The organism is Pseudomonas sp. dw_612, from assembly GCF_018449725.1.
Lineage (GTDB): Bacteria > Pseudomonadota > Gammaproteobacteria > Pseudomonadales > Pseudomonadaceae > Aquipseudomonas.
In genome coordinates, this window is sequence record NZ_JAAVVC010000007.1 from 78,389 (window position 1) to 103,957 (window position 25,569).

26 protein-coding genes are annotated in these 25,569 nt (G+C 58.7%); 16 read left to right on the top strand and 10 right to left on the bottom strand.

Translation table 11 applies throughout. The annotated features are described in order from the left end of the window. The first annotated feature begins 65 nt into the window (after positions 1–65). The 6 genes from HB680_RS13270 to hcnC all read left to right on the top strand — a co-directional run bounded on the left by HB680_RS13270 (position 66) and on the right by hcnC (position 5,563). A complete protein-coding gene (locus tag HB680_RS13270; RefSeq protein WP_213939267.1) occupies positions 66–368 on the top strand; it encodes a hypothetical protein in 303 nt (100 codons plus the stop codon). Positions 369–567: 199 nt separating this feature from the next. Next, the gene (locus tag HB680_RS13275; RefSeq protein WP_213939084.1) at positions 568–1,506 is read left to right on the top strand and encodes a hypothetical protein; all 939 of its coding nucleotides are present in this window, start codon (positions 568–570) and stop codon (positions 1,504–1,506) included. 299 nt (positions 1,507–1,805) lie between these two features. Then, positions 1,806–2,345, top strand: a complete 540-nt coding sequence (locus tag HB680_RS13280; protein WP_213939085.1) for a hypothetical protein — start codon at positions 1,806–1,808, stop codon at positions 2,343–2,345. Between the two features lie 245 nt (positions 2,346–2,590). Next, positions 2,591–2,905 (top strand): (2Fe-2S)-binding protein, encoded by a 315-nt coding sequence (gene hcnA, locus HB680_RS13285; RefSeq protein WP_213939086.1) that lies wholly within the window; start codon positions 2,591–2,593, stop codon positions 2,903–2,905. Next, the gene (gene hcnB, locus HB680_RS13290; RefSeq protein WP_213939087.1) at positions 2,902–4,311 is read left to right on the top strand and encodes an FAD/NAD(P)-binding oxidoreductase; all 1,410 of its coding nucleotides are present in this window, start codon (positions 2,902–2,904) and stop codon (positions 4,309–4,311) included. The genes hcnA and hcnB overlap by 4 nt, the downstream gene beginning before the upstream one ends. Continuing rightward, positions 4,304–5,563: an FAD-dependent oxidoreductase gene (gene hcnC, locus HB680_RS13295; RefSeq protein ID WP_213939088.1), complete on the top strand. Its 1,260-nt coding sequence runs from the start codon at positions 4,304–4,306 to the stop codon at positions 5,561–5,563. The genes hcnB and hcnC overlap by 8 nt, the downstream gene beginning before the upstream one ends. Positions 5,564–5,754: 191 nt before the next feature. Here hcnC and HB680_RS13300 read toward each other — a convergent pair whose 3' ends face one another. Further along, positions 5,755–7,566 carry a monovalent cation:proton antiporter-2 (CPA2) family protein gene (locus HB680_RS13300; RefSeq protein ID WP_213939089.1) on the bottom strand — a complete coding sequence of 604 codons (1,812 nt, stop codon included), beginning with the start codon at positions 7,564–7,566 and terminating at the stop codon, positions 5,755–5,757. A gap of 351 nt (positions 7,567–7,917) precedes the next feature. Further along, the gene (locus HB680_RS13305) at positions 7,918–8,523 is read right to left on the bottom strand and encodes a DJ-1/PfpI family protein (protein ID WP_213939090.1); all 606 of its coding nucleotides are present in this window, start codon (positions 8,521–8,523) and stop codon (positions 7,918–7,920) included. A 152-nt stretch (positions 8,524–8,675) separates the two neighbouring features. Between HB680_RS13305 and HB680_RS13310 the strand changes: the two genes are divergently transcribed. Then, positions 8,676–8,984: an RcnB family protein gene (locus HB680_RS13310; protein ID WP_213939091.1), complete on the top strand. Its 309-nt coding sequence runs from the start codon at positions 8,676–8,678 to the stop codon at positions 8,982–8,984. 34 nt (positions 8,985–9,018) lie between these two features. On the opposite strand, the gene HB680_RS13315 is transcribed toward HB680_RS13310, so the two are convergent. Further along, the gene (locus HB680_RS13315; protein WP_213939092.1) at positions 9,019–10,092 is read right to left on the bottom strand and encodes a sensor domain-containing diguanylate cyclase; all 1,074 of its coding nucleotides are present in this window, start codon (positions 10,090–10,092) and stop codon (positions 9,019–9,021) included. 174 nt (positions 10,093–10,266) lie between these two features. Between HB680_RS13315 and HB680_RS13320 the strand changes: the two genes are divergently transcribed. Continuing rightward, positions 10,267–10,605, top strand: a complete 339-nt coding sequence (locus tag HB680_RS13320) for an FKBP-type peptidyl-prolyl cis-trans isomerase (RefSeq protein ID WP_213939093.1) — start codon at positions 10,267–10,269, stop codon at positions 10,603–10,605. 225 nt (positions 10,606–10,830) lie between these two features. Here the strand turns inward: HB680_RS13320 and HB680_RS13325 are convergent, their stop codons facing one another. Next, positions 10,831–11,943 carry a cytochrome P450 gene (locus HB680_RS13325; protein ID WP_213939094.1) on the bottom strand — a complete coding sequence of 371 codons (1,113 nt, stop codon included), beginning with the start codon at positions 11,941–11,943 and terminating at the stop codon, positions 10,831–10,833. A gap of 82 nt (positions 11,944–12,025) precedes the next feature. On the opposite strand from HB680_RS13325, the gene HB680_RS13330 reads away from it, so the two are divergent. Beyond that, entirely contained in the window at positions 12,026–12,784 is a 759-nt protein-coding gene (locus tag HB680_RS13330; RefSeq protein ID WP_213939095.1) for a metalloregulator ArsR/SmtB family transcription factor, read from the top strand. Here the strand turns inward: HB680_RS13330 and HB680_RS13335 are convergent. From HB680_RS13335 to HB680_RS13360, 6 genes are all read right to left on the bottom strand, one after another. Next, positions 12,730–13,071 (bottom strand): hypothetical protein, encoded by a 342-nt coding sequence (locus tag HB680_RS13335; RefSeq protein ID WP_213939096.1) that lies wholly within the window; start codon positions 13,069–13,071, stop codon positions 12,730–12,732. The two genes, HB680_RS13330 and HB680_RS13335, sit on opposite strands and share 55 nt — an antisense overlap. A 162-nt stretch (positions 13,072–13,233) precedes the next feature. Continuing rightward, positions 13,234–14,244: a multidrug resistance efflux transporter family protein gene (locus HB680_RS13340; protein WP_213939097.1), complete on the bottom strand. Its 1,011-nt coding sequence runs from the start codon at positions 14,242–14,244 to the stop codon at positions 13,234–13,236. Further along, the gene (locus HB680_RS13345) at positions 14,231–15,400 is read right to left on the bottom strand and encodes an aromatic ring-hydroxylating dioxygenase subunit alpha (protein ID WP_213939098.1); all 1,170 of its coding nucleotides are present in this window, start codon (positions 15,398–15,400) and stop codon (positions 14,231–14,233) included. The genes HB680_RS13340 and HB680_RS13345 overlap by 14 nt, the downstream gene beginning before the upstream one ends. Continuing rightward, a complete protein-coding gene (ectB, locus tag HB680_RS13350; protein ID WP_256735526.1) occupies positions 15,397–16,692 on the bottom strand; it encodes a diaminobutyrate--2-oxoglutarate transaminase in 1,296 nt (431 codons plus the stop codon). Before ectB ends, HB680_RS13345 begins: the two co-directional genes overlap by 4 nt. Further along, positions 16,686–17,459, bottom strand: a complete 774-nt coding sequence (locus HB680_RS13355) for a formyltransferase family protein (protein WP_213939099.1) — start codon at positions 17,457–17,459, stop codon at positions 16,686–16,688. Before HB680_RS13355 ends, ectB begins: the two co-directional genes overlap by 7 nt. A 27-nt stretch (positions 17,460–17,486) precedes the next feature. Next, positions 17,487–17,870, bottom strand: coding sequence for an ectoine synthase (locus HB680_RS13360; protein WP_213939100.1), 384 nt, complete (start codon positions 17,868–17,870; stop codon positions 17,487–17,489). Between the two features lie 786 nt (positions 17,871–18,656). Here HB680_RS13360 and HB680_RS13365 point away from each other — a divergent pair. The 7 genes from HB680_RS13365 to HB680_RS13395 all read left to right on the top strand — a co-directional run bounded on the left by HB680_RS13365 (position 18,657) and on the right by HB680_RS13395 (position 25,544). Beyond that, entirely contained in the window at positions 18,657–19,667 is a 1,011-nt protein-coding gene (locus HB680_RS13365) for a GNAT family N-acetyltransferase (protein ID WP_213939101.1), read from the top strand. A 63-nt stretch (positions 19,668–19,730) separates the two neighbouring features. After that, entirely contained in the window at positions 19,731–20,561 is an 831-nt protein-coding gene (locus tag HB680_RS13370) for a class I SAM-dependent methyltransferase (protein WP_213939102.1), read from the top strand. A 5-nt stretch (positions 20,562–20,566) separates the two neighbouring features. Continuing rightward, entirely contained in the window at positions 20,567–21,313 is a 747-nt protein-coding gene (locus HB680_RS13375; protein WP_213939103.1) for an SDR family oxidoreductase, read from the top strand. 76 nt (positions 21,314–21,389) lie between these two features. Beyond that, positions 21,390–22,268 (top strand): phosphoenolpyruvate mutase, encoded by an 879-nt coding sequence (aepX, locus tag HB680_RS13380; protein ID WP_213939104.1) that lies wholly within the window; start codon positions 21,390–21,392, stop codon positions 22,266–22,268. Between the two features lie 29 nt (positions 22,269–22,297). Then, positions 22,298–23,398 carry a phosphonopyruvate decarboxylase gene (gene aepY / locus HB680_RS13385; RefSeq protein WP_213939105.1) on the top strand — a complete coding sequence of 367 codons (1,101 nt, stop codon included), beginning with the start codon at positions 22,298–22,300 and terminating at the stop codon, positions 23,396–23,398. A gap of 37 nt (positions 23,399–23,435) precedes the next feature. Continuing rightward, entirely contained in the window at positions 23,436–24,668 is a 1,233-nt protein-coding gene (locus HB680_RS13390; protein ID WP_213939106.1) for a pyridoxal phosphate-dependent aminotransferase, read from the top strand. Positions 24,669–24,698: 30 nt separating this feature from the next. Further along, on the top strand, positions 24,699–25,544 hold the full coding sequence (locus HB680_RS13395) for a phytanoyl-CoA dioxygenase family protein (protein ID WP_213939107.1): 846 nt from the start codon (positions 24,699–24,701) through the stop codon (positions 25,542–25,544). Positions 25,545–25,569: the final 25 nt, after the last annotated feature.

A 25,569-nucleotide genomic window follows, 5' to 3' on the forward strand; every position in this document is an offset into this window, starting at 1 on the left:
CATCGGGCCATGACTTTGATAGGAGTTGCACTGTGCGCACGTTGATTCGTCGTGGCTGGATGCCGATGTTTGTACTGATGCTGAGCGTGATCAGTTCTGCCACCTGGGCCGGTAATACCCCGTGTTCTGGGAAGAAGGGCGGTATTGATCGTTGCGACGGCGAACTGTTTTTGTGTAACGACGGCTCTATCAGCGCCTCGAAAAAGAGCTGTTCGGCCATGTATGGCGGCCAAAGCCAGGCGCGGCCGCAGTCGCTGTTACAGAGCAACGATGGTTGCGCGTGCGGCACCAGCACGTTCTGCACCGGCCCCCGAGGCGGCGTGTATTGCCTGACGCCAAGCGGTAATAAAAGCTACAAGCGAAAATAACCACACGGCAGCGCCGGGCCCAATGCATAAAACCCGCTGATATTAAGCAGCTATTGCAAAATGCAAGGTCTTAGGATTTTTAGAATTTTTAACCTTTTGATCTACAACGATTTATTTAAATTTGGCGACTGGCACGGTGTCTGCAATTCCTGTTTCGACGAGTTGTAACACCATCTTTCATGCCTGGAGCTGAACAATAATGAATAGATCCTCAGAGGGGTTTTATCCTGCCGCAGAAGAGTCAAGCACGCTCTCTGGCGTGTCCTGGGGCGCGATCTTCGCCGGGGCTGCTGCCGCAGCGGCGTTGTCGCTGATTCTGGTGTTGCTCGGCTTCGGCCTGGGCTTTTCGGCTGTCTCACCGTGGGCCAACGAGGGCGTCAGCGCCAAGGGCCTGGGCATTTCAACGATCATTTGGCTGGCGGTCACGCAAATTGTGGCGTCGGGACTCGGCGGTTACATTGCCGGTCGCCTGCGGGTGAAGTGGGCCAACATGCATGGTGATGAAGTCTATTTCCGTGACACGGCCCATGGCTTTCTGGCCTGGTGCGTGGCAACGCTGGTGACCGCGACCCTGGTGGTCGGCTCGGTCAGCAGCATCGTCAGTGGGGGTGTGCAGGCCGGGGCGAGTGTCGCCCGTGGCGCTGCGAGTGCCGTGACCCAAGCGGCGGGCACCGCTGCCGGTAATACCAACAGTGATCAGTACGGTTACTTCGTCGACAGCCTGTTCCGCGATGATCGCCCGGTCGCCGTCAGCGATGACGCCGCCCGTGGCACCGTGACCCGCATCTTCGTGCGCAGCCTGAGCAACAACGGTCAACTGGCCGCCGAAGACCGGACCTACCTCGCCCAACTGGTTGCCCAGCGTACCAACCTGACTCAAGCCGACGCCGAGCGCCGGGTCGATGAAGTCTACGCCCGGACCCAGAAAGCGATTGCCGACGCCAAAGTGGCCGCTCAACAAGCCGCCGACACCGCCGCCAAAGTCGCTGCCTGGACCGCGTTGTGGATGTTCATTGCGCTGCTGGCCGGTGCGTTCTTTGCCAGCCTGGCCGCGACTTTTGGCGGTCGTCGTCGGGATGCCGTGGTGTATCTGGAATCGGACGCCTATGCGACCACCACTTTGCCACCTGTTCGCTAACCCAGGAGAATCATCATGCGCTCACTACTTCTGTTCTTTCTTGGCGTGCCCATCCCGATCATCATTTTGATCGCCCTGTTCATGCACTGATCCCTCTGAGGCGCATGCCTCTGCCGCTTCTGCCTCTGGTAGAAGCGGCGTTTTGCTTTCTAGGGCACTATGTAACGCGATTTAATAACTGTGGGAGCGGGCTTGCTCGCGAAGGCGGATTTACATTCAGCATTTGTATTGGCTGATACACCGCCTTCGCGAGCAAGCCCGCTCCCACATTTTATCTGGGTGTGTCAGGGAGAATTGAGTTGGACAAGAAGGAAATCAAACAGCAGATCGTGGCCATGCTCGACGCCGGACGCTCGAAAACCGAGACCTTCAAGGCGTTTTCCGGCGGGGCGATCAAGGACAAGGTGTTGGCTTACTGGATCGGCTCGCACTTGGAACCGGCACGACAGGAGCAGCATGCAGGCAAGGTCAAAATCCTGCTCGGGCTGACCATTGCACAAGCGGTGCTCGGTGCCATCGTCGGGTTCTTTTTGGGCTCGATGATCGGGCCGAAGGCGACGGTGTTTTTCACCGTATTCGCGGCACTTATTCCGTTGTGGTTTGCCTACGGCTTCTACAAGCATCGGGCGCAGTATTTCACCGTCTACGTCATCCTTTCCCTCAGCCAGTCTGCGCAGTTGTTTAAAGGCTTTACCGAGGACCCCGTTTCGACGCTGATTGGGGCCGCTGTCACGCTGGGCATTGTGTTTTATGTGGCCTGGCTCAAGACATTGCTGTTCCCGGACCTGGCATTTATCGGTCCGAAAAAAATCAAGGGGCAGTACGTGTTTTCCAACTGAGGCCCGGGCTGAAGCGGGGGGCGGTTTCACTGGCGTGGATCAATATTTCATTTTGAAATATCGCTTAACGTAAATGATCCAAGCCCTCGCTGCGGCATCGACTACAGTTCTTTGAGGCGCCGCTATCGCGCTGTCGAAGTACCAATGCAGACCTCCTCGCAGTTATGTATTCAGTTGGCCAGCAAGGTGTAGTGCAGCATGGAGCTGACGAAACCCACCTGAATCTTTCACGGAAGAACATCGCAATGCAACGCTTAGACAGAACCTTCGATATCCAGCCGCTGGTCAGGGCGGATATGACTGTGCACATCAACGGCCAACCGGTCAGCGCCGCTATCGGCGAAACCGTTCTCACGGTCATTCAATCCCTTGGTCTGCGCCAGGTGGCGCGCAACGATCACGATCAAATCAGTGGCGCCTATTGCGGCATGGGCGTGTGCCAATGCTGCCTGGTGAAAATCAACGGCCGGCACAAGCGTCGCGCCTGTCAGACCCTCGTCCGTGACGGCATGACCGTCGAAACCCAAGTCAATCGCGTCGTCGAGCAGGAGGTCTTATGAGCCTGCATCCGGTGATCGTCGGCGGCGGGCCGGCGGGCATGGCCGCGGCCATTGAACTGGCCCGGCATGGCGTGCGCTGCACCTTGCTCGAAGAAGCCTCGCGACTTGGCGGTGTGGTCTATCGCGGACCGTTGCGCGATGGCGTTCAGCTTGATTATCTGGGGCCGCGTTACTCCGAAGTGCTGGGCAAACTGCACGGCGAATTCCAGGAACAATCGGGCCTGATCGATGTGCGGCTCAATCATCGTGTGGTCGGTGCCGAGGGTACTCGTGCGCTGGTGGTGCTGGACGGTGATGAGCGCTTGCACGAAATCGAATATCCGCAACTGCTGCTGGCGGCCGGTTGCCATGAGCGCAGCGTGCCGTTTCCCGGCTGGACCTTGCCCGGCGTGATTCTGCTCGGCGGCCTGCAACTGCAAATCAAGAGTGGCGTGGTCAAGCCCCAAGGGCCGGTGGTGATTACCGGCACCGGGCCGTTGCTGCCGCTGGTGGCGTGTCAGTTGCACGCGTCCGGGGTGACGGTCGCCGGGGTTTATGAGGCCTGCGCGTTCGGCAAGATCGCCCGGGAAAGCCTGGCGTTGCTGAACAAACCGCAGTTGTTTCTCGACGGTTTGAGCATGCTGGCGTTCCTCAAATTGCACGGCATCCCGATGTATTACGGCTGGGGCGTGGTCGAGGCTCAGGGCGATGGCGAGCTGCAATCCGTTACGGTGGCGCCATATTCCAGCACCTGGGTGCCGGACCTCAGCCGCGCCGAGAAAATTCCGGCCCAGACGTTGGCGGTGGGCTATGGCTTTATCCCGCGCACCCAACTCAGCCAGCAAATTGGTCTGAACCACGGTTTCAGCGACGACGGCTACCTGCGGGCCAGTGCCAATATCTGGCAACAAAGCAACGAGCCTCACGTGCACCTGGCCGGTGACATGGGCGGGATTCGTGGCGGCGAAGCAGCGATGCTCGCCGGGCGGATCGCGGCGTTGTCGATCCTGTTGCAACGGGATGTGCTGGACACGGAGCTGGCATTGGTCAGGCGTGACCGTTGCCTGTCGAAACTCAAGTCGATCGTACGCTTTCGTGCCGCAGTCGATCGTTACACCGAACGCGGCGCCGGACAGACCGCATTGCCCGCTGCCGATACGGTGATCTGCCGTTGTGAACACGCCACCCGCGCCGACATCGACCGGGCGCTGGAGCAGGGCGTGCAAGACATCGCCAGCCTGAAAATGCGCACACGGGTCACGATGGGCGACTGTCAGGGCCGAATGTGCGTCGGCTATTGCAGCGATCGCCTGCGCGAAGCCACCGGGCTCCAGGACGTGGGCTGGTTGCGACCGCGCTTTCCGATCGATCCGATTCCGTTTTCAGCCTTCCACAACGCCGCCACGGAGGCTGCCAATCATGAGTAAGTTCTATGACGTGGTCATCGCCGGCGGCGGTGTGATCGGGGCGTCCTGCGCCTATCAATTGTCCAAACGCAAAAACCTCAAGGTCGCGTTGATCGACTTCAAGCGTCCGGGTAACGCGACCCGGGCCTCCGCCGGCGGCTTGTGGGCCATCGGAGAATCCGTGGGCCTGGGTTGCGGGGTGATTTTCTTTCGGATGATGTCGGCCAATCGCAAGCGCGAAGCCCACGGCTCGGCGGTGGTGGTGGACTCCAGCACGCCGCACATCCTGCCGCAGTCATTCTTCGATTTCGCCTTGAAGTCCAACGCCATGTACCCGGCGCTGCACAAGGAGCTGCAGGACAACCACGGGATGGATTTCAAGTTCGAGAAGACCGGGCTGAAGTTTGTGATCTACGACGATGAGGATCGACTCTACGCCGAGCATATCGTCGCCTGTATTCCGCACCTGGCGGATCAGGTGCGCTGGCTCGATCAGGCTGCCCTGCGCGAAGCCGAGCCCGCCGTCAGCCACGAGGCAAGAGGGGCGCTGGAGTTTCTTTGCGATCACCAGGTCAGCCCGTTCCGCCTGGCCGATGCCTATACCGAAGGCGCGCGGCAGAACGGCGTGGACATGTACTTCAACACCAACGTCACTGGGGTGTTGCACCACGGTTCGCGGGTCACCGGCGTACAAACCGCCGAGGCCGGGGTGTTTCATTGCGACACCCTGATCAACGCGGCCGGTGCCTGGGCGGCGGACCTGAGCGAGCAGGCCACCGGCATTCGTATTCCGGTGAACCCGGTGAAGGGCCAGATTCTGCTGACCGAGCGCATGCCGAAGATCCTGCGCGGTTGCCTGACCACCAGCGATTGCTACGTGGCGCAGAAGGACAACGGCGAAATCCTGATCGGTAGCACCACTGAAGACAAGGGCTTCGACGTCACCACTACCTACCCGGAAATCGCCGGGCTGGTGCAAGGCGCGGTGCGCTGCATCCCGGAACTGGCCGACGTCAACCTCAAGCGCACCTGGGCCGGGCTGCGTCCGGGATCGCCGGATGAACTGCCGATTCTTGGGCCTATGAAGGGCGTGGAGGGTTATCTGAATGCGTGCGGGCATTTCCGCACCGGTATCCTGACGTCGGCGATCACCGGGGTACTGCTGGATAAACTGGTGAACCACGAACCGCTGCCGCTGGACATCACGCCGTTTCTGGCGGATCGGTTTGAAGTGAAGGCCGGGTTTGAGGTGAAAGAGCGGGAAATGGCGTAATCCCCCCTGTGGGAGCGGGCTTGCTCGCGAAGGGGCCGTCACATCCAACATCCTTCTCGCCTGATCCACCGCTTTCGCGAGCAAGCCCGCTCCCACAGTGGGTCTCGGTCGTCCACATATTTTGTGTTCACCGAAGCCTCCCTGTGGGAGCGAGCTTGCTCGCGAAGGCGGCCTGTCTGTTACGCAGGCCTTCAAACCTTACCCGACTCCTGCTCCTCCAACTGATCGGACTCAAACAATTTGGCCAATTCCGCCCGGGCTTCCTGCGCCGTTTGCAAGACCTTCGCCGCATCGTCATACACCGCGTGCTGCGCTTCCAGCACCTGTTCATCGTGATGTTTGAAGCGCTTGATCCGCGCATCCGCCTGGGCCTGGGTCAGCCCGAGGCCAACCAGCGTGCGCCGGCTCATTTCCAGGCTGGAATAGTAGGTTTCCCGAATCGCCTCGGCGCCGACGTCGACCAAACGGTGAACGTGCTGACGGTTGCGCGCCCGGGCGATGATTTTGATGTGCGGGTACAAGCGATGTACCACTTCGGCGGTCTTGATATTGGTGTCCGGGTCGTCGGTGGCAATGACAAAGTATTCCGCCTGCTCAACCTTGGCCGCACTGAGGATTTCCGGGCGCATCGGGTCACCGTAAAACACTGGCACACCGCCAAAGCTGCGGGACAGTTCGATGGTTTCCACCGAGGTATCCAGCGCCACGAATTTGATGTTCTGCGCCCGCAGAATCCGCGCCACGATCTGCCCCATCCGCCCCATGCCGGCAATCACCACACGCGGGGAGTCGGTGTCGATTTCGCGGAATTTCTCCGGCACGACCACCGGCTGCACTTTCGGCGAATACAGCCGTGCGCACAGCAGTAACAGTAACGGCGTCACGGCCATGGACAAGGTGATCGTCAGCACCAGCAAGTCGTACAGGCGCGGCTCGAACAGACCCTGATCGCGCCCGATCTTGAACACCACAAACGCAAATTCACCACCGGCCGCGAGTACGATGCCGAGGCGAATCGCGCTGACCTTGCCCAAGCCACCGGCCAGTCGACCGACGACAAACAGCAGCGGCAACTTGATGGCGATCAGCAGCAGGGTCAGGCCCAGCACCGTGATCGGCGCGCTCAGCAGCAAGCTCAGGTTGGCGCCCATGCCGACGCTGATGAAGAACAGCCCCAGCAGCAAACCCTTGAACGGTTCGATCTGCGCTTCCAGTTCGTGACGGTATTCGGAGTCCGCCAACAGCAAGCCGGCGAGGAACGCCCCCAGGGCCATGGACACGCCGACCAGGTCCATCAGCCACGCGGTGCCGATCACCACCAGCAACGCGGTGGCGGTGGACACTTCCGGCAGACCGGTCTTGGCCACTACCCGGAACACCGGTCGCAGCAGGTAACGCCCGCCGATCACTACGACCGCAATGCTGCCCAACACCCGCAAACCATGGTTCAAATCTTGCGCCGCGCTGGTGGTGTGATCGCCGCCGGCCAGCAGCGGCACCATGGCAATCAACGGGATCGCCGCGATGTCCTGGAACAGCAGAATCGCAAACGCCAGTCGCCCGTGGGGGCTGGTCAGTTCCTTGCGTTCCGCCAGGCTTTGCAGGCCAAACGCGGTGGACGACAACGCCAGGCCCAGGCCCAGCACAATCGCGCTGTTCAGCGACTGGCCGAACACAAACAACGCCAGCACGCCAATCATCGAGCCCGTCAGCAGCACTTGCGCCAAGCCAACACCAAACACCGATTTTCGCATCACCCACAAACGTCGTGGCGACAGTTCCAGGCCGATGATAAACAGCAGCAACACCACCCCCAGTTCGGAGATATGGCTGACGCTTTGCGGATTGCCGATCAACCCCAGCACCGACGGCCCGATGATCACCCCGGCAAACAAATAACCCAGCACCGCGCCCAATTGCAGGCGTTTGGCCAAAGGCACGGTGAGCACCGCCGCGAACAGAAACACGACAGCGGCTTGCAACAGGTTGCCTTCATGGGGCATGGCGAAACTCCATAGACTCGGTATAGCGGGGGTGACAAGGATAAAGGCTGGGGCTGCGTGCGTCAGCCCGGCAGATGAAATGATGTTGCCAGACACACCGCCATCGCGAGCAAGCTCGCTCCCACAGGGGATTTGTGTCGCTCGCATGATTTGCGGGTGTCCCGGATCAACTGTGGGAGCGGGCTTGCTCGCGAAGAGGCCCTCACCTTCAACATCCCTTTCGACATACACACCGCTTTCGCAAGCAAGCCCCCACAGGGGCGCTTCGGTGAACGCAGAATCAGTGAACCACTGAGATCAAATGTGGGAGCGAGCCTGCTCGCGAAGGCGTACTAACAGGTAACCCACCTGTCAGATGTACGCCTCGATATGCGCCATCCCCCGAGCCACGTACTCATCCTTCTCACCCACCGGCGCGAAGTAGTGCAGCGCTTCCCGCGCCGCTTCTGTGCCCTTGAGCCGCGCCAAAAACCACGCCGACAAGTATTGCGACGAAAAGCACCCACCCGCCGTGGCAATGTTGCCGTTGGCGTAGAACGCCTGATTGACCACGTTCACACCCGCCGCCTGCACCCAGGGCTTGCTGGTGGTATCGGTGCACGCCGGGGCCTCTCCAAGCACGCCGAGTTTGGCCAACAGAAACGTGCCGGAGCATTGCGAGCCCAGCAATTGCCGCGCCGGGTCGAATTTCAGTTGCTCCATGATTGCCGGGTCGGCGGCCACTTCGCGGGTCTTCCTGCCGCTGCCGAACAGCACCGCATCGGATTCGCAGGCTTGCTGCAGATCGATGTGCGAATCGATGGTCAAGCCGTTCATCGAAGTTACCCACGGCGTCGGCGAAGCGATACTCACCCGCCAGTCCGGGTCCCCGAGTAGCGATATCCGGCTGAGCATGCCGTAGGCGATCAACGAATCCAGTTCGTTGAAACCATCGAAGGTCAGAATGGCGATGTGCATGGCGGTGAGTCCCGATGGTTTTCAGGCAGCCTACGCCGCCTCCACGTGATGTCTGCGATACAGTGCGCCGCAAAATCATCGCTACAGTAAGGAATGATTCGCCACGCGCGCAGTCGGAACTCAATCACCACGACATCCCAGGAGGTTCACCGATGAACAGCAAAACCCTTATAGCCAGCCTCGCCCTTGTCGCAGGCATCGCCGCCATCAGCCCCATCGCCCAAGCCGCAGAGACCCCCCAGAAAACCGTTCAGCCCGGCGTCAACAACGCCCGCAGTCTGGTAAAAGGCGACCGCGCGCCGGATATGTATCAGCGCAGCGAAAAAGCCGTGAAAAACTGGAAGGAAAAAGGCCTGAAGGCACCGGCGTCGGATGCACAGTGGGTGCAGATCAATGACAAGTACATGATGGTGAAGATTACGAATGGGACGATTGTGGATGTCACGCCGGTGGAGCGTTAAACCGTATAGCCAGTGTCTTGGCGCGCGTTCGGCGTTACTCGCTATGAACACGCGTCGGGCTGGTGATCCCCAACCGATACTGATTATTCCCACTTCGCTTGGCCTCATACATCGCCAGGTCCGCAATATGAATCAGCCGATCCATGCTCGGCGCATGGTCCGGGAACACCGCGACCCCGAGGCTGGTGCCGATGTGTCGCTGATCATTGCCAATCGTCACCGGCGGTGAGAGTTCGACGAAGATTTTCTGGCAGATGCTGCGTGCTTCATCCTGCAAGTTGATGCCGGGTGGCAGGCCTTGGAGGATGACCACGAATTCGTCGCCACCAATCCGGGCGACGGTGTCGGTTGAGCGCAGGATTCGTTTGAGTCGCGTGGCGGTGGTGACCAGCACCCGGTCGCCAGCCGCATGGCCGTAATGATCGTTGATCGCCTTGAAACCATTGAGGTCGACAAACACCAGCGCTACCCGTGTGGCGCTGATGCGTGCCTGTTCCAGCGCATCGGACAGGCGTTCTTCGAGCACCAGACGATTGGGCAGGCCGGTCAGCGGGTCGTAATGGGCCAAGTGTTGCAGGTAACTGGCGGAGGCTTTTTCTTCGGTGATGTCGCGCACCACGCCCATCATTTTGATCGTGGTGTCATGATCGTTTTTCACCACGTTGCCGGTCTCGCGCAACCAGCGAATGGTGCCGTCGGGCCAGACCACGCGGTATTCCTCGTCATGGTTTTCGCCGGTTTCCAGGCAGCGTAATTCCCCGGCGCGGACCTTGGCCCGGTCGTCCGGGTGCACGCAGGAACAGAACAAGGCGTAGGAGGGTGTGACTTCGCCGGTCTTGAACCCGAACATGCCGTAGATCGCCTCCGACCAGTAGAGCTTGTCAGTATCCACGTCCCAATCCCAGGTGCCGATACGGGCGAAATACTGACTGCGCTTGAAGCGCTCGGCGTCACCGTCCAGATGAATGTTTTGCCCCGTGGACAGGCTGGCGATCAGCGCACGGCATTCGGTGAGTTGCTGTTGCAGGAAATACAGGCGACAGAGCAGCACGACCAACAAGGCAAGCATCACTGAGCCAATGGCAGCGCTGATCCAGAGGACACTCATTCAGGGATAGCCGTCATGGCGTGGTTAACCGTGGAGGTGATGCTGCTTATCTTAGTTCACGCTTACGCCCGGAAATAGAGCAAAACCTGCCCGAACGGTTGCCAATTGCGCTCAATTCTGGGAAAACGGCGGCCATGAAGCCCTTTCGGGGGAATGAACAGAAGAGTGCATGTAATGAATGATGAGCTTCAGGTAATCGACCTTGAATTGGGCGATGGCAAAGCAGCGGTCAAGGGCGCGCTGATCACCACGCAATATTGCGGTTGGCTGGAAGACGGCACAGAGTTCGATTCTTCCTACAGCCGAGGGAAGCCTTTTCAATGCGTGATCGGGACTGGTCGGGTCATTAAAGGCTGGGACCAGGGGATCATGGGCATGCAGGTGGGCGGTAAACGCAAACTGCTGGTGCCGGCGCACCTGGCGTATGGCGAGCGGACGATGGGGGCGATTCCGCCGAATTCGAATCTGGTGTTTGAGATTGAATTGCTGGAGGTTTTGACGCGGGATGATTGATGGGTTTCTTGGCGACCGTCAGTCTGGAAATGATGCGTCGTTTGTCACGCCGTCATCGCGGGCAAGCCCGGCTCCCACAGGGGTTTGTGTTGGTCGACGGAGAGGTGTTGTTTGTCACGCCGTCTTCGCGAGCAAGCCCGCTCCCACAGAGGGATTTGTATGCACACCGAACCAATGTGGGAGCGGGCTTGCTCGCGAAGAACGATAACGCGGTACATCAGGGTTTTACATTGTGCGGAGCAGCGGAATACGCCCATTGAGAGAAGGGCGGTACTGCCAGGTCAAACTGTCCAGCTTGGGTTTCAGGGCAAGAATTTGCATCAACGTTGCACTGGCGATGCTCAGCGCCAACAGCTGCCCCGGACACTGGTGACGGCCGCTGCCGAAGGTAAAACTGCGACGGTTCGGGCGATCAAGAATGAAAGCATCGGGGGTGTCGTTCAGCAGCGGATCACGATTGGCCGAGGCCAGCAGCACCAGGATCGTGTCGCCGGGGTTCAGGCTGATGCCGTCGATTTCGCAGGGGGCGGCGACAAAACGGCGGGTGTTTTGCACGGAAGGATCGAAGCGCTGACATTCTGCGATCAGGTCGTCGGTTGAGGACAAATCACGTTGCAATGACGGGTTTCGAATCAATGTCACCAGCGCATTGCCAATCAACCCGGCCGTGGCTTCATACGCCTGCGAGCACAGCCCGATCAGGTTGGCGATCAGCATTTCATTGTCCGAAGACACGAACCGCTGCCGAATGCCGAGCAGTAGCGAACTTTGCGCATCCGGATCATCCAGCAACTCATTGAAATAACCCTGCAACTGTTCAGCCGCCGCGTGGGCAGCGTCGAGTTGAGCCTGATGGCTCAGCGGCGAAAGGCACGCCACGAAGTCGGCGGTCAACTCGCTGACAACCCGAGCCTGAGCCGGTGAAAATCCCAGCAACGCAGCGACCACACAAACCGGTCCGCGAAACATCGCTTTGGTCAATCCGTCAGCGTCGGGTGTGATCAACCGCGCACTGACCAATGCCCGAACCTCATTCACATCAATCAATGCAAGCCCCGGCTCAATCGCCGACCGAGGGCAACCCTGGCGCTCACCTTCATTCATACGCATCAATCGACCAAACACCTCACCCGCCAGACCTTCAGCAATTGTCTTCGGCACCGGCTCAGCCGACGGGCGTACGTGGCAATCCGGATGCGCCAATACTGCCGCCACGGCAGCCGCGCTGCTGGCCACCCACAGTTTCAGTCCTTGATGAAAAACCAGCCCACCCTCGGTGCGTAGTTTTGCGTAGTAGGGATAAGGATCGGCATGAGTCGCAGCGATGATCGGGTCCATGGGGCGCAGCCTTGTTCGTGGTGGGGAAAGTGTTGCTACTATCTCCAGTTCACAAAGGCCTTGATTCGTCCGGGAGCGAAATATGAACGTTGAACAACACGACATCGGCGTCTCTCAGGTAGCGGCCGCGATTGCGGAACCGGCCCGGACGAAAATCCTCTGTTCGCTGATGGATGGCCACGCCCGCACCAGCACCGAGCTGGCGACGATTGCCGAGGTCAGCGCGTCCACCGCCAGCGCGCACCTGGCCAAACTCAAGGATCTGGCGCTGGTGCGCCTGCACATCCAGGGCCGCCATCGTTATTACAGCCTCGCCGATAAACGGGTGGCCCAGGCGCTGGAAGCCTTGATGGTCATCGGCCAGAACGCTGCGCCCACCTTCAACCCGCGCACGCCGGATCGCCTGCAATTCGCCCGCACCTGCTACGACCACATGGCCGGCACCCTGGCGGTGTTGCTGCATGACCGGATGATCGAAGCGGGGTGGTTGCTGGAAACCGACGAGCAGGTTTATCAACTGAGCGACAGCGGCGAAGCGTTTTTCGAAGGGCTGGGCATCGAGGTCAAAGACTTGAATACGCTGCGTCGTCGCTTCGCTTGCCCGTGTCTGGACTGGAGCATGCGCCGGCCGCACCTGGGCGGCTCGCTGGGGGCGGCGTTATTGCAGGTGGCAATCAAGCGCAAATGGGTGACCCAGGACCTGGACAGTCGGGCATTGGCATTGACGGCGGCGGGGCGTAAAGAGCTGGGCGCGCGGTTTGATCTGGTGTTGCCCGCCGATCTTTCCTATGCGCGAAAATCCCAGACAATTTCTACCACCCGCACCGCCAGCACCAGATAAATCAGAAACAAAATCACCTGGAACGCCGTGTGATACGGCAGCCGGGACAAGCGCCGTATACCGTCGCTGACGTTCAGCAGCATCAGCAGCGCCGACACCACGATCAGCGCCCAGCCCGCGACATCCGAGGTGAGCAGCCCCATGTAGGGGCGATGCTCGCTGTGCAACGCATTGGTGCCCGCCGCGAACAGCAGCGCGCAGACCAGCAGGTTCTTGATGTTGTCGAACACCTGAGTGGTGAAGTCGGTGTCCAGCAAGGCCAGATACTTTCGCCAAAGTCTTCCCATGGTCAGGCGCCTGATAGTCGGCTGTGAATGGATATCCGCTGCGGAGTCAAACCTCTTGCAGTCTAGTGATGATTTTGTCCCGGCGCGGACCCATCGATCAGAATGCCGGCTTCTCCCGTTCGCGTGTGCGCATGGCACCTGCTCAGGGAGAAGCCGCCGGTCTTACGGCGACTCGCCTTTTATCACCACCAATGGTTTGGCCGGGGCGCTGGCGGCGCTGCGATAGCAATAGCCGATCAACCCGAGGGTAATAATGACCAGCCCGACCATGGACAGGGCGTCCGGGGCCGGTTGCTTGAGGAACAGCATTTCCGCGATCAGGGTCACGATGACTTCGCCGGCGAGTGTCGCATCGACCGCTGCAATCTGCATCGCCGAGGTGGTGCTGTTCCGCGCCCAGTAAAACAGGCTGGTTGCACACACGCCGGAAAACAGCGCGACCGACAGGCTGCCATAGATTTGACCGGCGGAAGGCGGCGGCGGTTGAACGTACAGGACCAGCAGCAGCCAGAACGGCACGGAACCGAGGCTCATCAGGAAGACACATGCCGCCGATGAGGTCAGGACCGTCGAGTCGATTTTCTTCACCGCTTTGAGCGACCCGGTCTTGGCGCCGTTCAACATCTGGTTGCCGATCGGGTAGGCAAATGCCGAGATCAACACCGGGATCACGCCATAGAGCAGGTCGTTGGTCGCGATCCCTTGTTTGAACTGCGCGTAGTTCACCAGCACCACGCCCAGCACAATGAAGATCGACAGCAGAATCCCCCGCGTCGGCATTTTCAGACCGAACAACACCAGCACCAGCGGGCTAGCCAGTACCGTGGATTGCCAGGTCGCGGCCACCAGCCAGCCACGGGAGTAATCGGCGGCGTAGCAAATCCCGGCATAGAACACGCCGAAACCGATCGTCCCCGCGATCAACCAGAACACCAGATTCTTGAAAAAAACCTGGAACAGTTCCGCCATGAAAGCCGTGCCTTTTGCCAGCAACAGGAACGGAAACAGCAGCATCAGCATGAACAGAAACCGCAGCGCGGCCGACCAGGCCCAGTGGCCGCCGTCCAGGTGCATCACGTAGTTCATGATGAAGGTCGCGCTGAAGAACGCCGAACTGAGCAACCCGATGAGGATCAGTTGGTAGGTCGGTCTGGACGAACTATGAGTGGGCATCTGTCGTGCTCTCCTGTGGCAATACGCGGTCCAGGACCCAGTTGTTCATCACGTTGACCACTTCTTCGTGAAAGGACAGCCTGCCGGGCAGGCTCCAGCGTGAACTGATGCCGCGCTGATGCCGTTCGCAAATCTTGTTGTCTTCGTCGATCACCATATCCCAACGCTCGATGTAGCGTTTGGAGATCGCTTCGAAGTCGTCCCGTGCCACGGTGCTTTTCGGAAAGCAGTAGCCGACATCGACCGCAGAGTTCGTCTCGTCCACCGGGATTTTGTTGATCCACCAGCAGGAGTCGAGGGTGGTCACCAGGAAAAACCCCGGGTAGATCATCGTGAAGTAGGTACCGGTCGCGGCTTTGCCGCTGAGGCCCTCGATGTGCGGAAAAACCGGACCGTGATCGGTGGACATGACCGACACGGTTTTCGGGCACTCGTAGAAGGTCGTCTCGTATTCGCCGCTCGATGGTTGCCTCGGGAACACCTGCTGGCCGATGGACAACGGATGCACTGTGGGGGCGTGGTAATCCTCCATGTCGACTTCGGTGTACAGCTTCCAGTTACACGCCACGGCGTGATCGATTTCCTTGATGCAGTGCATGTTGGCCAGGTCGTACTTTTCCAGGGTTTTCGGCAGGTCGCCGAGGTAGTCCAGCAGCGGTACGGCATCGGGGTCAAAGTTGATGAAGAGAAACCCCGCCCAGCTTTCGAGCCTGACTTTCAGCAGGCCGTTATCGGCTTTCGAAAAGTGTTCGGTGCGTTTCATGTCGGGCGCGCCGACCAGGTCGCCGTTATGGGAGTAGCCCCAGTTGTGATAGGGGCAGCGAATCTGTTTCGCCACGCCATGACCATCGAGCAGCCGCGCGCCACGGTGACGGCAGAAGTTTTGAAAGGCCTGGATTTTCCCTTCGTCGTTGCGGGTCACCAGAACGGATTCGTTCAGGATGTCGACCACGAAGTAGGCGAGGGGCGTCGGCAGTTTTTCCGCGCGGCCGATGAACAACCAGGATTTGAGGAAGATGTTGTCGACTTCGGCATTGTAGAAGTCTTTGTCCTTGTAGCAGGCCGGTGGCAGGGATTCGGCCTCCAGGAAGCTTTTGCGCACGTTATCGAACATCGCGGTGCGGCTGTTGAACAGGATCGAGGTGTTATCGCTCATGACAAGGCTCCTTGTTTTTTTCGCGTGTCCTGGTGGTGTACATCGAAGAGCTGTTTCAGTTCTTTTTCGATGGCGTCGAACAGGCGCGCCAACAGCGGGATGTCGATCACCAGGGACGGCAGGAACTTCAACACTTCGTCCAGCGGGCCGCAGGTTTCAACGATAAAACCTTGCTCATACAACCTGTCTGAAAGACGCGAAGGAAGTTGCGGGTCGGTAAAGCGAATGCCGCTGAGCAGGCCGCGTCCGACGTACTGCAATTGGTGCTGGCCGTGAGTGTTCATCAAGCGGTTGACCCGGTTGAAGATGTAGCGCTCGCGCTCCTGCACGCCTTGTTCCAGCGCGTTGTTGCTCCAGAATTTTTCGATGGCGGCGGTGGCACCGACGAAACCCAGGTTGTTGCCGCGAAAGGTGCCGTTGTGCTCGCCGGGATTGAGCACATCGTTTTCCTGTTTGACCAGCACCAGGGACAGCGGCGTGCCGAAGCCGCTGAGGGATTTGGACAACAGAATCACGTCGGGGCTGATGCCCGCGTCTTCGAAACTGAAGAATTTGCCTGAGCGTCCGCAGCCGCACTGAATGTCATCGACAATCAGCAGGGCGCCCACTTTGCGACACAGCGCTTCGATACGCTTGAGCCACGCTGTACTGGCTGCCGTCAGTCCGCCTTCGCCCTGTATGACTTCCACGATAAACGCGGCCGGGGCGTCGATGCCGAACTTCGGGTCGAGGACCATTTGCTCGACGAGGGTGGCGGTATCGATGCGCTCACCGAACGCATTGTCGTAGGGCAGGATCGTGACGTCGTTCAGGGTCACGCCGGCACCGGCGCGTTTCTTCTTGTTGGTTGTTGCGGCCAGCGCGCCGAGGCTCATGCCATGGAATGCGCCGCTGAAGCTGATGACGTTCTTTCTACCCGTGGATTTCCTCGCCAGTTTGAAGGCCGCTTCCACAGCGTTGGTCCCCGTGGGGCCGGGGAACAGCAGCTTGTAGTGCATGTTTCTGGGCTTGAGGATGCGCTCGACAAAGGTGCTGATGAACCTTTGCTTGGCGTCGGTGTGAAGGTCCAGCGACTGAACGATGTGCCCTTCGGCCAGGTAATCGATAACGGCTTTGATGATGTCCGGATCGTTGTGCCCGTAGTTCAGCGAGCCAGCGGCGCTGAGGATGTCGACGTAAGGGGTGTCGTGCGCGTCGAAGATCAGGGAGCCGGCGGCTTTCTTGAAAATCGCCGGGAAGCTGCGGCAGTAAGTCCGGACTTCGGATTCGTTTTCTTCGAAGATATTCAGCATTCTTGCTCCCTGACTGGCGCGCTCATGCGGCCACTTTCCAGAATGTGGTTTGCCTGCTTCTTGATGTCTTTGGACGCTTCTTTACGGGTGGGCGGGGCGTTATCGGGTTGTACGCTGACACTGACGAGGCCGTTGGCCAGGTTGTCCAGCACGCTGACCAGCGCCTGGGCGCACAGGGTGTTCAGGCTTTTGACCAGCGCCGCGTAGTTTTTCGGCGCGGTGTCCAGCAGCACCTTCTTCAGGATCGGGCCGGTGTCGACGCCCTTGTCGATGAAGTGCACGGTGACGCCTTGTTGCGCCCCTTCAAGCACGGCCCAGGCGTAGGGATTGTTGCCTCGAACCTCGGGCAAAATGCCGGGATGCACATTGATGATGCCCATGCCCGAGGCGTCGATCAGGTGCGATTTTATGATGCGTGTGTCGCCCAGAATGATCAGTTCGACGCCGCTGGCCTGAATCAGGTGCAGGCATTGCTCATCATTCAGGTTGCTGACGATCCGGTAGGGGATGTCGTGGCGACGGCACAGGTTTTCAGCCGTTTCGCCCGGGATATAACCGGGCAATTGCTGCAGCACTTCATTCTGCTCCAGCGTGCCGGCGATGCCCGCCTCGCAGAGTTCTTCGATGACCAGGGACGGCTTGTGACCGTTCTCGATGAGGTGTTCCAGCATCTCGCAGCCGCGAGGGTGATCCTTGAAATTCAGGTAGGCGAAGTCAATTCCCGAACGCCAGGACTTCAGGTAGTCGCTAATGGCACCGATCAACATAAGAAAATCCTTTTCAAGACATGCGTCTTACGCCGATGCCGGGTACGCGCCCGAGGCGTCATGGGTTTCGTTGCCGATCAGGCCCGGATTGAACACGCAGGCAATGACAAAGTCGGTTTTGCAGCGCACGACATGACTGTCATGTTCATTGAGGGCGTACATCGAGCCCGCCGTGATGACGTGTCGGGTGCCGGTCTTGACGTCTTCAATCTCGGCTTCGCCTGCCATGCAGTACACGCATTCCAGATGGTTGAGGTACTGCATTTTCGTTTCGGTATCGGCGTACATGGTCGTGATGTGGAAACCGAAACCCATGCCGTCCCTGGCCAGCAGCATGCGTACGCTGTCCCAGGTCTCGGCTTTCTTGTGGCTGTCGGTGTTCCGGACGTCGTCGAGTTTTCTTACAAGCATGAGCCGTTTCCTTTGTTGTTTTTAGGCTATTGGATTACACGGGTTCAAATCTTGGAGACGCGCGATCTGCGCGCTGTCGAGCAGTCGTTCCAGGCGTGAATGAAGCGGCTGGGTTGCCGGTGCGCGAGGTGATCCGGCGGCGAAGTCGACGCCGTTACGGGCTGAATATCGCGATGAACGGGTCTATCGAGTGGAGGAGGGTGCGGCTGGTCAGAGCGTGGGTGTCCGAAGACGGGGTTGCAGGCAGATTGCTGCTGATCAAGCGGTGCCTGGCGGTGATGATCATCGTGTTCAGCTCCCTCTGAAAAACCGCCCCTTTTGGCGATTCTGGCTGCGCAAGTCCGTGCGGCCCCAGCAATGTATAGTCGAGTATTTCGAGGGTGCAAGTTTTTGACAGAATATATTTCAAAATAATTCTTCTACGTATTACTACCTATATAAGGCTGTATCAAGTACCTGTATAGGCCAGTGTTTATGCGGCGACTTGGCACCATCGTTCTGCAATTAATTTTCATTGGAAAGCCCATTTCTCAAGTGTCCGTTTTATAAAATAGTATTGATGGGGAAGCCCGGCAGACAGGGTTGGTTTTCGTCTGGGTTATTCGTTTTGGGTCCCGGTTTTGTTGTGCTTGATGGCTAAAAACAGTCTCCGTCCACCGTGGATTCAAGTCGCCGAAACAGTCTGGATATAGTACTTGAATTAAGAATTGTTGCTTCTTGACGTGTTCTGTTCGGTGCGCTAGGTTTGGCGAACGGATGAACTCGGGATATGGATATTGTTACGGTATGAGTACATTAATAAAAATAATTAGCGACTTTGAACAACTGCCCTTGAGTGACATAACTGGGCTGAACACCGCCGCCCATGCTTCGTTTTTCTATGATGTCCGTTTTCTCAGGGCTGCCCATTATTACCCGCTGCTGCCCATTCTTGACGCCTACTATATTCTTGCTTATCAGCACACCACGCTGGTGGGTTTTACCGTTGTCTATTCACAACGCTCTCCCGACCCTTTTGGTTCTTTGTCCCGTGCGACCGGTCTGAACTTCAATGACGGTCTCGTCTGTCTTGGCCATATCATGCATGGTTATCAGAGTGAGATTGTTGCGGTGACGGATCAGCCTGATTTGATTCGCGGCGAAATATTCAAGTCGATAAAAGCGCTGGGTTCCCGCCTGGGGGCCAAGTATGTCGGCTTGATCAACATCGCCAATGATCAACTGGTGTCCGCCGGTGTTTTCGAGGGCTATCAGGCGAGTTTCATGTGGGACCGTTACTTCATGGACATCGCCTGTGTCGACACGGTAGAAGACTATATTGCCGGGCTGCCCGCAGACGGTCGCCGGGAAATGAATCGCCAGCAAAGAAAACTCAAGGCCAGTGATCATCAGGCCCGCGTGCAGGCGTTGCCGGTGGCCGATCTGGCGCAGATCGCCGAACTGGTCTGCGTCACCAGTGCCCGGCACGGCACCCCGGATTATTACCCGCCGGCGGCGTTCAAGCCGTTTGTGGAAACGTGCGCCGGGTTGATCCGCCTTATCAGCGTGCAGGAGCATGACCTGGTTTTAGGGGTCATGGTCTGCTTTGTTCATGATAAGACCTTGCATATATGGGCGGCGGGCATGTCTTATGACAAGACCGACTTCAGCCCTTATAGCGTGTGCATGCTGGAAGCCTTCCGTTATGCCAAACAGGAAGGATTGGACACCATCGAAATTGGCAGAACCAACCATAAGATAAAAACCCGCATGGGTTTTAAAGCAAAAGAGCTGTTTTCCCTTATCGCCTCTGCCTGAACCTGTTTATCGGGTTGTCAGTGCCGGGCGGCAATTCACTGTTATATAAGTCGAGAATGTCTTGTGAGTAAATACGAGCACTATAATACGACGTCTATTAATTATGATAAGACGCGAACTGCTGTCGGCATTGAAGTTATTCTGGGTTATCTGGCCAAGTTGAATAAGTCTGCGCATCTGATGACCGTGATGGATGCAGGTTGTGGCACCGGTAACTATGCACTGGAGTTGGCGCGCACGGGTATTAATGTGGTGTGCGCGGACTACAGCGAAAACATGTTGGCGCAGTGCAAGCAAAAGATCGAAAGCCACGACCTGAATAACGCCGTCTGGAAACAATGCGACTTGTCCCTGTATGCCAGCGAAGGCCAAGTGTACGACGCGGTGATGTGTAATCAGTCCTTGCATCATCTGGACCCGGCCGATGATTTTAAAGCGGTGAAGCATTTTCTCGGTGAAGCGGCCAAGTCACTGAAGGATGACGGGATTATTCTGATCAATACCATCACCCATAATCAACTGGAAAACGGTGTGTGGTGGGGCAAGTTGATTGAAAAAGCGGTCAATCGCATGAAGCCGCGATTTATCGAATATGAACCGTTACAAGCCTTCTTGCGCACGATCGGCTTCGAGATTACCGATCGGGTGATCAATATCGACAGCATTATTCAGAAGGCCGGTTATTTCGATCCACACTCTTTGGCCTCGCTGGAATTCCGCCAGGGTGACTCGCACTTTGCCTTGCTGGATGAACAGGAACTGGCCGATGTATTGAGCCGCGTCGAGCGGATGGTCAGCGAAGGCACCGCACAGGATTACATCGCTGAGCGGGATCGACTTCGCCAGCAGATCGGCCAGTTCACGTACTACGTGATCAAGAAGATCGGGGAGTAAGCGTCATGTCCAACGTGATGCTTATCACCGGCGGCAGTCGCGGGATTGGTGCGGCGACTGCCAGGCTGGCGGTGGAGCAGGGGTACGCGGTGTGTATCAACTACCTGCGCGACGCCCGTGCTGCAGAGGCGCTGTGTCAGCAACTGGAAGCGCTCGGTGGCAAAGCCATCGCGGTGCAGGCCGACATCAGTGTCGAGCGTGACGTCGAAAGGCTGTTTCTGGAAGTCGACGCGCGTTTGGGGCGTCTCACCGCGCTGGTCAACAGTGCCGGCACGGTGGGCCAGGCGAGTCGCCTGGAAAACATGGACTGGCAACGCATCAGTCAGGTGTTCGCCACCAACGTGTTCGGCACCGTGTTGTGCTGCAAACACGCGATCTTGCGGATGTCGAACAAGCACGGCGGGGCGGGCGGCACCATCGTCAATGTGTCCTCGGCCGCTTCGCGACTGGGTTCGGCCGGTGAATACGTGGATTACGCCGCCTCCAAAGGCGCGGTGGACAGCTTGACCATTGGCCTGGCCAAAGAGGTGGCGCCGGATGGCATTCGGGTCAACGCCGTACGCCCCGGTTTCATCCGCACCGACTTTCATGCCTTGAGCGGTGACCCGGACCGGGTCGACAAGCTCAAGTCCCGCTTGCCCATGGGCCGTGGTGGCGAACCGGAAGAAGTGGCCGCTGCCGTTTTGTGGTTGCTGTCCGAACAGTCCTCTTACGTCACCGGCAGTTTTATTGATCTGGCGGGAGGGCTGTAGTCCGCTCGCTGTAGCAGTGCCTTGCAAACGCAACACCTCCGTCCTTCATGGAATGACCCTCTAAAGGAATACGACAATGAAAAAAACAACAACGTTGAAGTCATTGATTCAGGACAAAAACACCAGTTTCCTCATGGAAGCCCACAACGCTCTGAGCGCCAGGATTGCGCAAGAGAGCGGCTTCAAGGGGCTCTGGGCATCGGGTCTGTCGATTTCCGCGTCCCTGGGTTTGTGCGATCGCAACGAGGCGTCCTGGACGCAGATCCTCGACATCGTCGAGTTCATGAGCGATCACACGTCGGTGCCTATTCTGGTCGACGGCGATACCGGTTTCGGCAACTTCAACAACGTGCGTCGCTTGACCAAGAAACTCTGCCAGCGCGGGATCGCCGGGGTTTGCCTGGAAGACAAACTCTTTCCCAAGGTCAACTCATTCATCTCCGGCGGCAATGACCTGGCCAATGCCGATGAGTTCTGCGGCAAGTTGCGCGCCGCCAAGGACAGCCAACTGGACGACGACTTCATGGTCGTCGCCCGCGTCGAAGCGCTGATCAGCGGCTTGGGCATGGATGAAGCCCTGGAGCGCGCGCACAAGTATCACGCTGCCGGCGCCGACGCGATCCTGATCCACTCCAAGCGCAAGGACGCCAGCGAAGTGCTGGAGTTCAAGGAACTATGGAAGGACCAATGCCCGGTCATCATCGTGCCGACCAAGTACTCCAGCGTGGAAACCAATCTTTATAAAGAGGCCGGCATCAGCACGGTCATCTGGGCCAACCACAGCTTGCGTGCTTCCATCCATGCCATGAAGCGCATCACCCAGCAGATCCAGAAGAACGAGAACGTATCGTTCATCGAAAAAGATATCGCCACCCTTGAAGAGATCTTCATGTTGACCGGCGAAGCCGAAGCGCAGTTGGCCGAAGACAAATACCTGATGCCGGCCACCGCCTGACTTCATCCTCGGTTAAGTGAAGGATCACCATGATTGACGCATCTGATTTTGTCGATGAACTGGTCAGTGGCGGCATCCGTTATCTCACGGGTGTTCCCTGCTCATTCCTGACCCCGCTGATCAACGAAAGTATCGCGCGCCAGGATACCCGTTACCTCATCGCCTCCAGTGAAGGTGATGCGCTGTCGATTGCCAGTGGTCTGTGGCTGGGCGGTGAATCGGCGGCGGTGATGTGCCAGAACTCCGGTTTGGGGAATATGGTCAACCCGTTGACCTCGCTGAACGATACGTTCCAGATCCCCACGCTGCTGCTGGTCACCTGGCGCGGGACGCCGGGCGAGAAAGATGAACCGCAACACGCACTGATGGGCAAGATCACGCCCGACCTGCTGACGTTGCTGGGCATCCCCTGGCAGGTTCTGCCCAAGGACCCGCAGGCTGCACGGGCGCTGTTGCGCGCCACGCAGCAGGCGATCAAAACCACTGAAAAAACCCATGCCCTGGTGATCGAGGGCGGCACGTTCACGGCCTCCGGCGCTGTGCCGGACCTCGCCCCGGCGGCTGCATCCGTGCAGTTGCCCAGTCGTGCCCAGGCCTTGAGTGCCATCGTCGCCCACACCCCGGCGGACAGCGTGCTGGTCGCGACCACGGGCAAGACCGGTCGCGAGTTGTTCACCATCGATGACCGACCGCGCAATTTCTATTGCGTGGGTTCTATGGGGTACGCCAGCGCCATCGCCCATGGCCTTTCATTGGCCACGGAGCAGTCCGTCTATGTGCTCGATGGGGACGGGGCCGCGATCATGCACCTGGGGAACCTGACCAGTATCGCGATCAGCGCACGACGCAACTTCACGCACATCGTGATCGATAACCAGACGTACGACTCTACCGGCGGCCAGAAGAGTGCTGCTTATAACGTCGACTTCTGCGCCATCGCCCTGGCGTGCGGTTATCGCGGCGCGACCCGTTGCCACTCCATCGCTGACCTTCAAGAGGCGTTGGCGCAACGGCCTGAAGGACCGCACCTGATTCATGTGCCGGTCAATTGCGGGGCGCTCGACAACCTCGGCCGGCCCACCATGCCGCCGCCCGTGGTTGCGCGTCGGCTCAAGGAAAACCTGGTGTAACCCCTTTCCAATTTCTCTTTTCAAGGCACCTTAAATCATGTCGAGTTCATCCAAACAAATGCCGGTCAATTCCATTGTCCAGGCGATGGGCATCTACGCCTCCAAAGCCATCTCGAGCAAAGCCAAGGAAGATCCTTCGATCGCTGACCTGAGTTTTGGCGAACCGGTTTTCGGCCCGCCGGACTACGCAATCGAAGACATCAAGCACCGCAACCTCAGCTATGAAACCTTCCTCGACAGCGCCAAGCGTTACGAAGGTTCGCAAGGTTCCCTGGGGCTGCGCCAGGCTGTCTCGGACTGGTACCGCCAGCGTTATTCGCTGGAGGTCGATCCACACACTGAAATCATGATCACCCACGGTGGCGTGGAAGCGATCACCCTGGCGATGTTGGCGGTGACGGGGCAGGGCGATGCCATTGCGCTGGCCGACCCGTCGTACATGCTGTACTCGCGGACCATTCAGTTGCTCAGCCGCCAGGTCGCCCAGGTGTCCCGCGCGGCCGGTGGCAACGAAGTGGCCAATCTGCTGGCCACTCAGTCGATCGACCAGGCGAAGGCCTTCATTATCAACTCCCCGGAAAACCCCAGCGGTTATGTCCTGAGCGCTGAAGACTGGAAAGCCCTGGCGCAATTCTCGAACCGTAACAACACCTGGATCATTCATGACGAGGTGTACGACACCATGACGTCCGGGCGTTCGCACACCCCGGCATTCGGTATCGAAGGGCTGCGGGACAACACCATCACCATCAACAGCTTCTCGAAAAAGTTCGGTTTGCCCGGGTTGCGTATCGGTTGGATGGTCGCCCCGAAAGCAGTGATTGAACTGGCGAAGAAAATCCACGACTACATGTACCTGGGCGTGAACATCCAGTACCAGGCTATCGCCGAAACCCTGTTGCGCCATCCGGCTCGCGACACGTGGCTGACGTCTTCGTCGCAGATGGTTGCTTCGCGTGCGGAAATCAGTCGCGCCAGGCTGACGTCCGAGTTCGGCTTTACCTGGAACCGCGAGCCCCATGGCGCGATGTTCCTGTTCCCGAACATCAGCGGCCTCTACCGCTCATTGCCGTCGAGTTACAAAGCGGCGGCCAGTACCGAAGGCGAGGCGGTGGCGGCGTACCTGCTCAACGAGCGCAAAGTCGCGGTGGTCCCGGGTTGTGTCTATGGCAAGGAAGGCGACAACAGCGTGCGCATGGTGCTGTGCACCACTGACAGCGTCTTCAACACCGCGCTCGAGCGCTTGAGCTCAACGCCGCTGGGCGTCTGATCACAATCTTTACCTAGCCGGGAACATGCCATGTCTTCGTATATTGATATCAAGCAACAAGGCTTCACCGTCTTGCGGCAGGGCCTGACGGCCGACGAGTTGGGGCGTCTGGATGATACGTGCAAGCAGTTGCTCGTGGCCGGGCGTGAGGTGTTGGCCCGTCGTCATCAGGACCCGGACATGGCAGCCGCCAGGGAGCGCGATGAAAGCGTTCCCGTGGTGGTCGGCGAATCGAGTAACCCATTGGAGGTGTGCCGGATCGAATGGCTGGCCGGCAGCACCCCCTACATTCAGGACCACCTGAGCAGCCGCTTGCAGCAGGTGATCAGCGATATCGCCCAGGGGCCGTTCCATTTGTTCAAGGACAAGTGCAACTTCAAGCACCCGGGCGGTGGTGCCTTCGGTGTGCATCAGGACATCGCGGCTTATCGTCACTTTGACACGCACTACCACATTACCGCAGCCATCGCGCTGGACCCCGCCACCCTGGAAAATGGCTGCCTGGAAGTCGCGCCGGGGTATCTGCACGAACACGATGCCCAGGACGTCGAGCAGATGCTGGACACCCCGATGGGGCCCAGGCCGCTGTTCAACTACCAGCGCGGCGGCACCCTGAACGGTGACATCGAAGAGGCGACGAGCCGCAAGTTCGAGTGGCAACCGATCACGGCCCAGGCTGGCGACGTGATTCTGTTCGACTCCTATGTCCCCCATCGTTCGGCGCGCAATAACTCGGCGGTTGACCGCCGCATGCTGTTTTTCACCTTCGCCGCCGGGGCGGCCCACAAAGATTTGTACGACACCTATTACGCGTCGAAACGAAACGATCCCGGCAACCCTATTTTTCACATCTCGACGCCCACCCGGCATCGTTGAGAGGTCCTGTGCCCACTGGTTTATC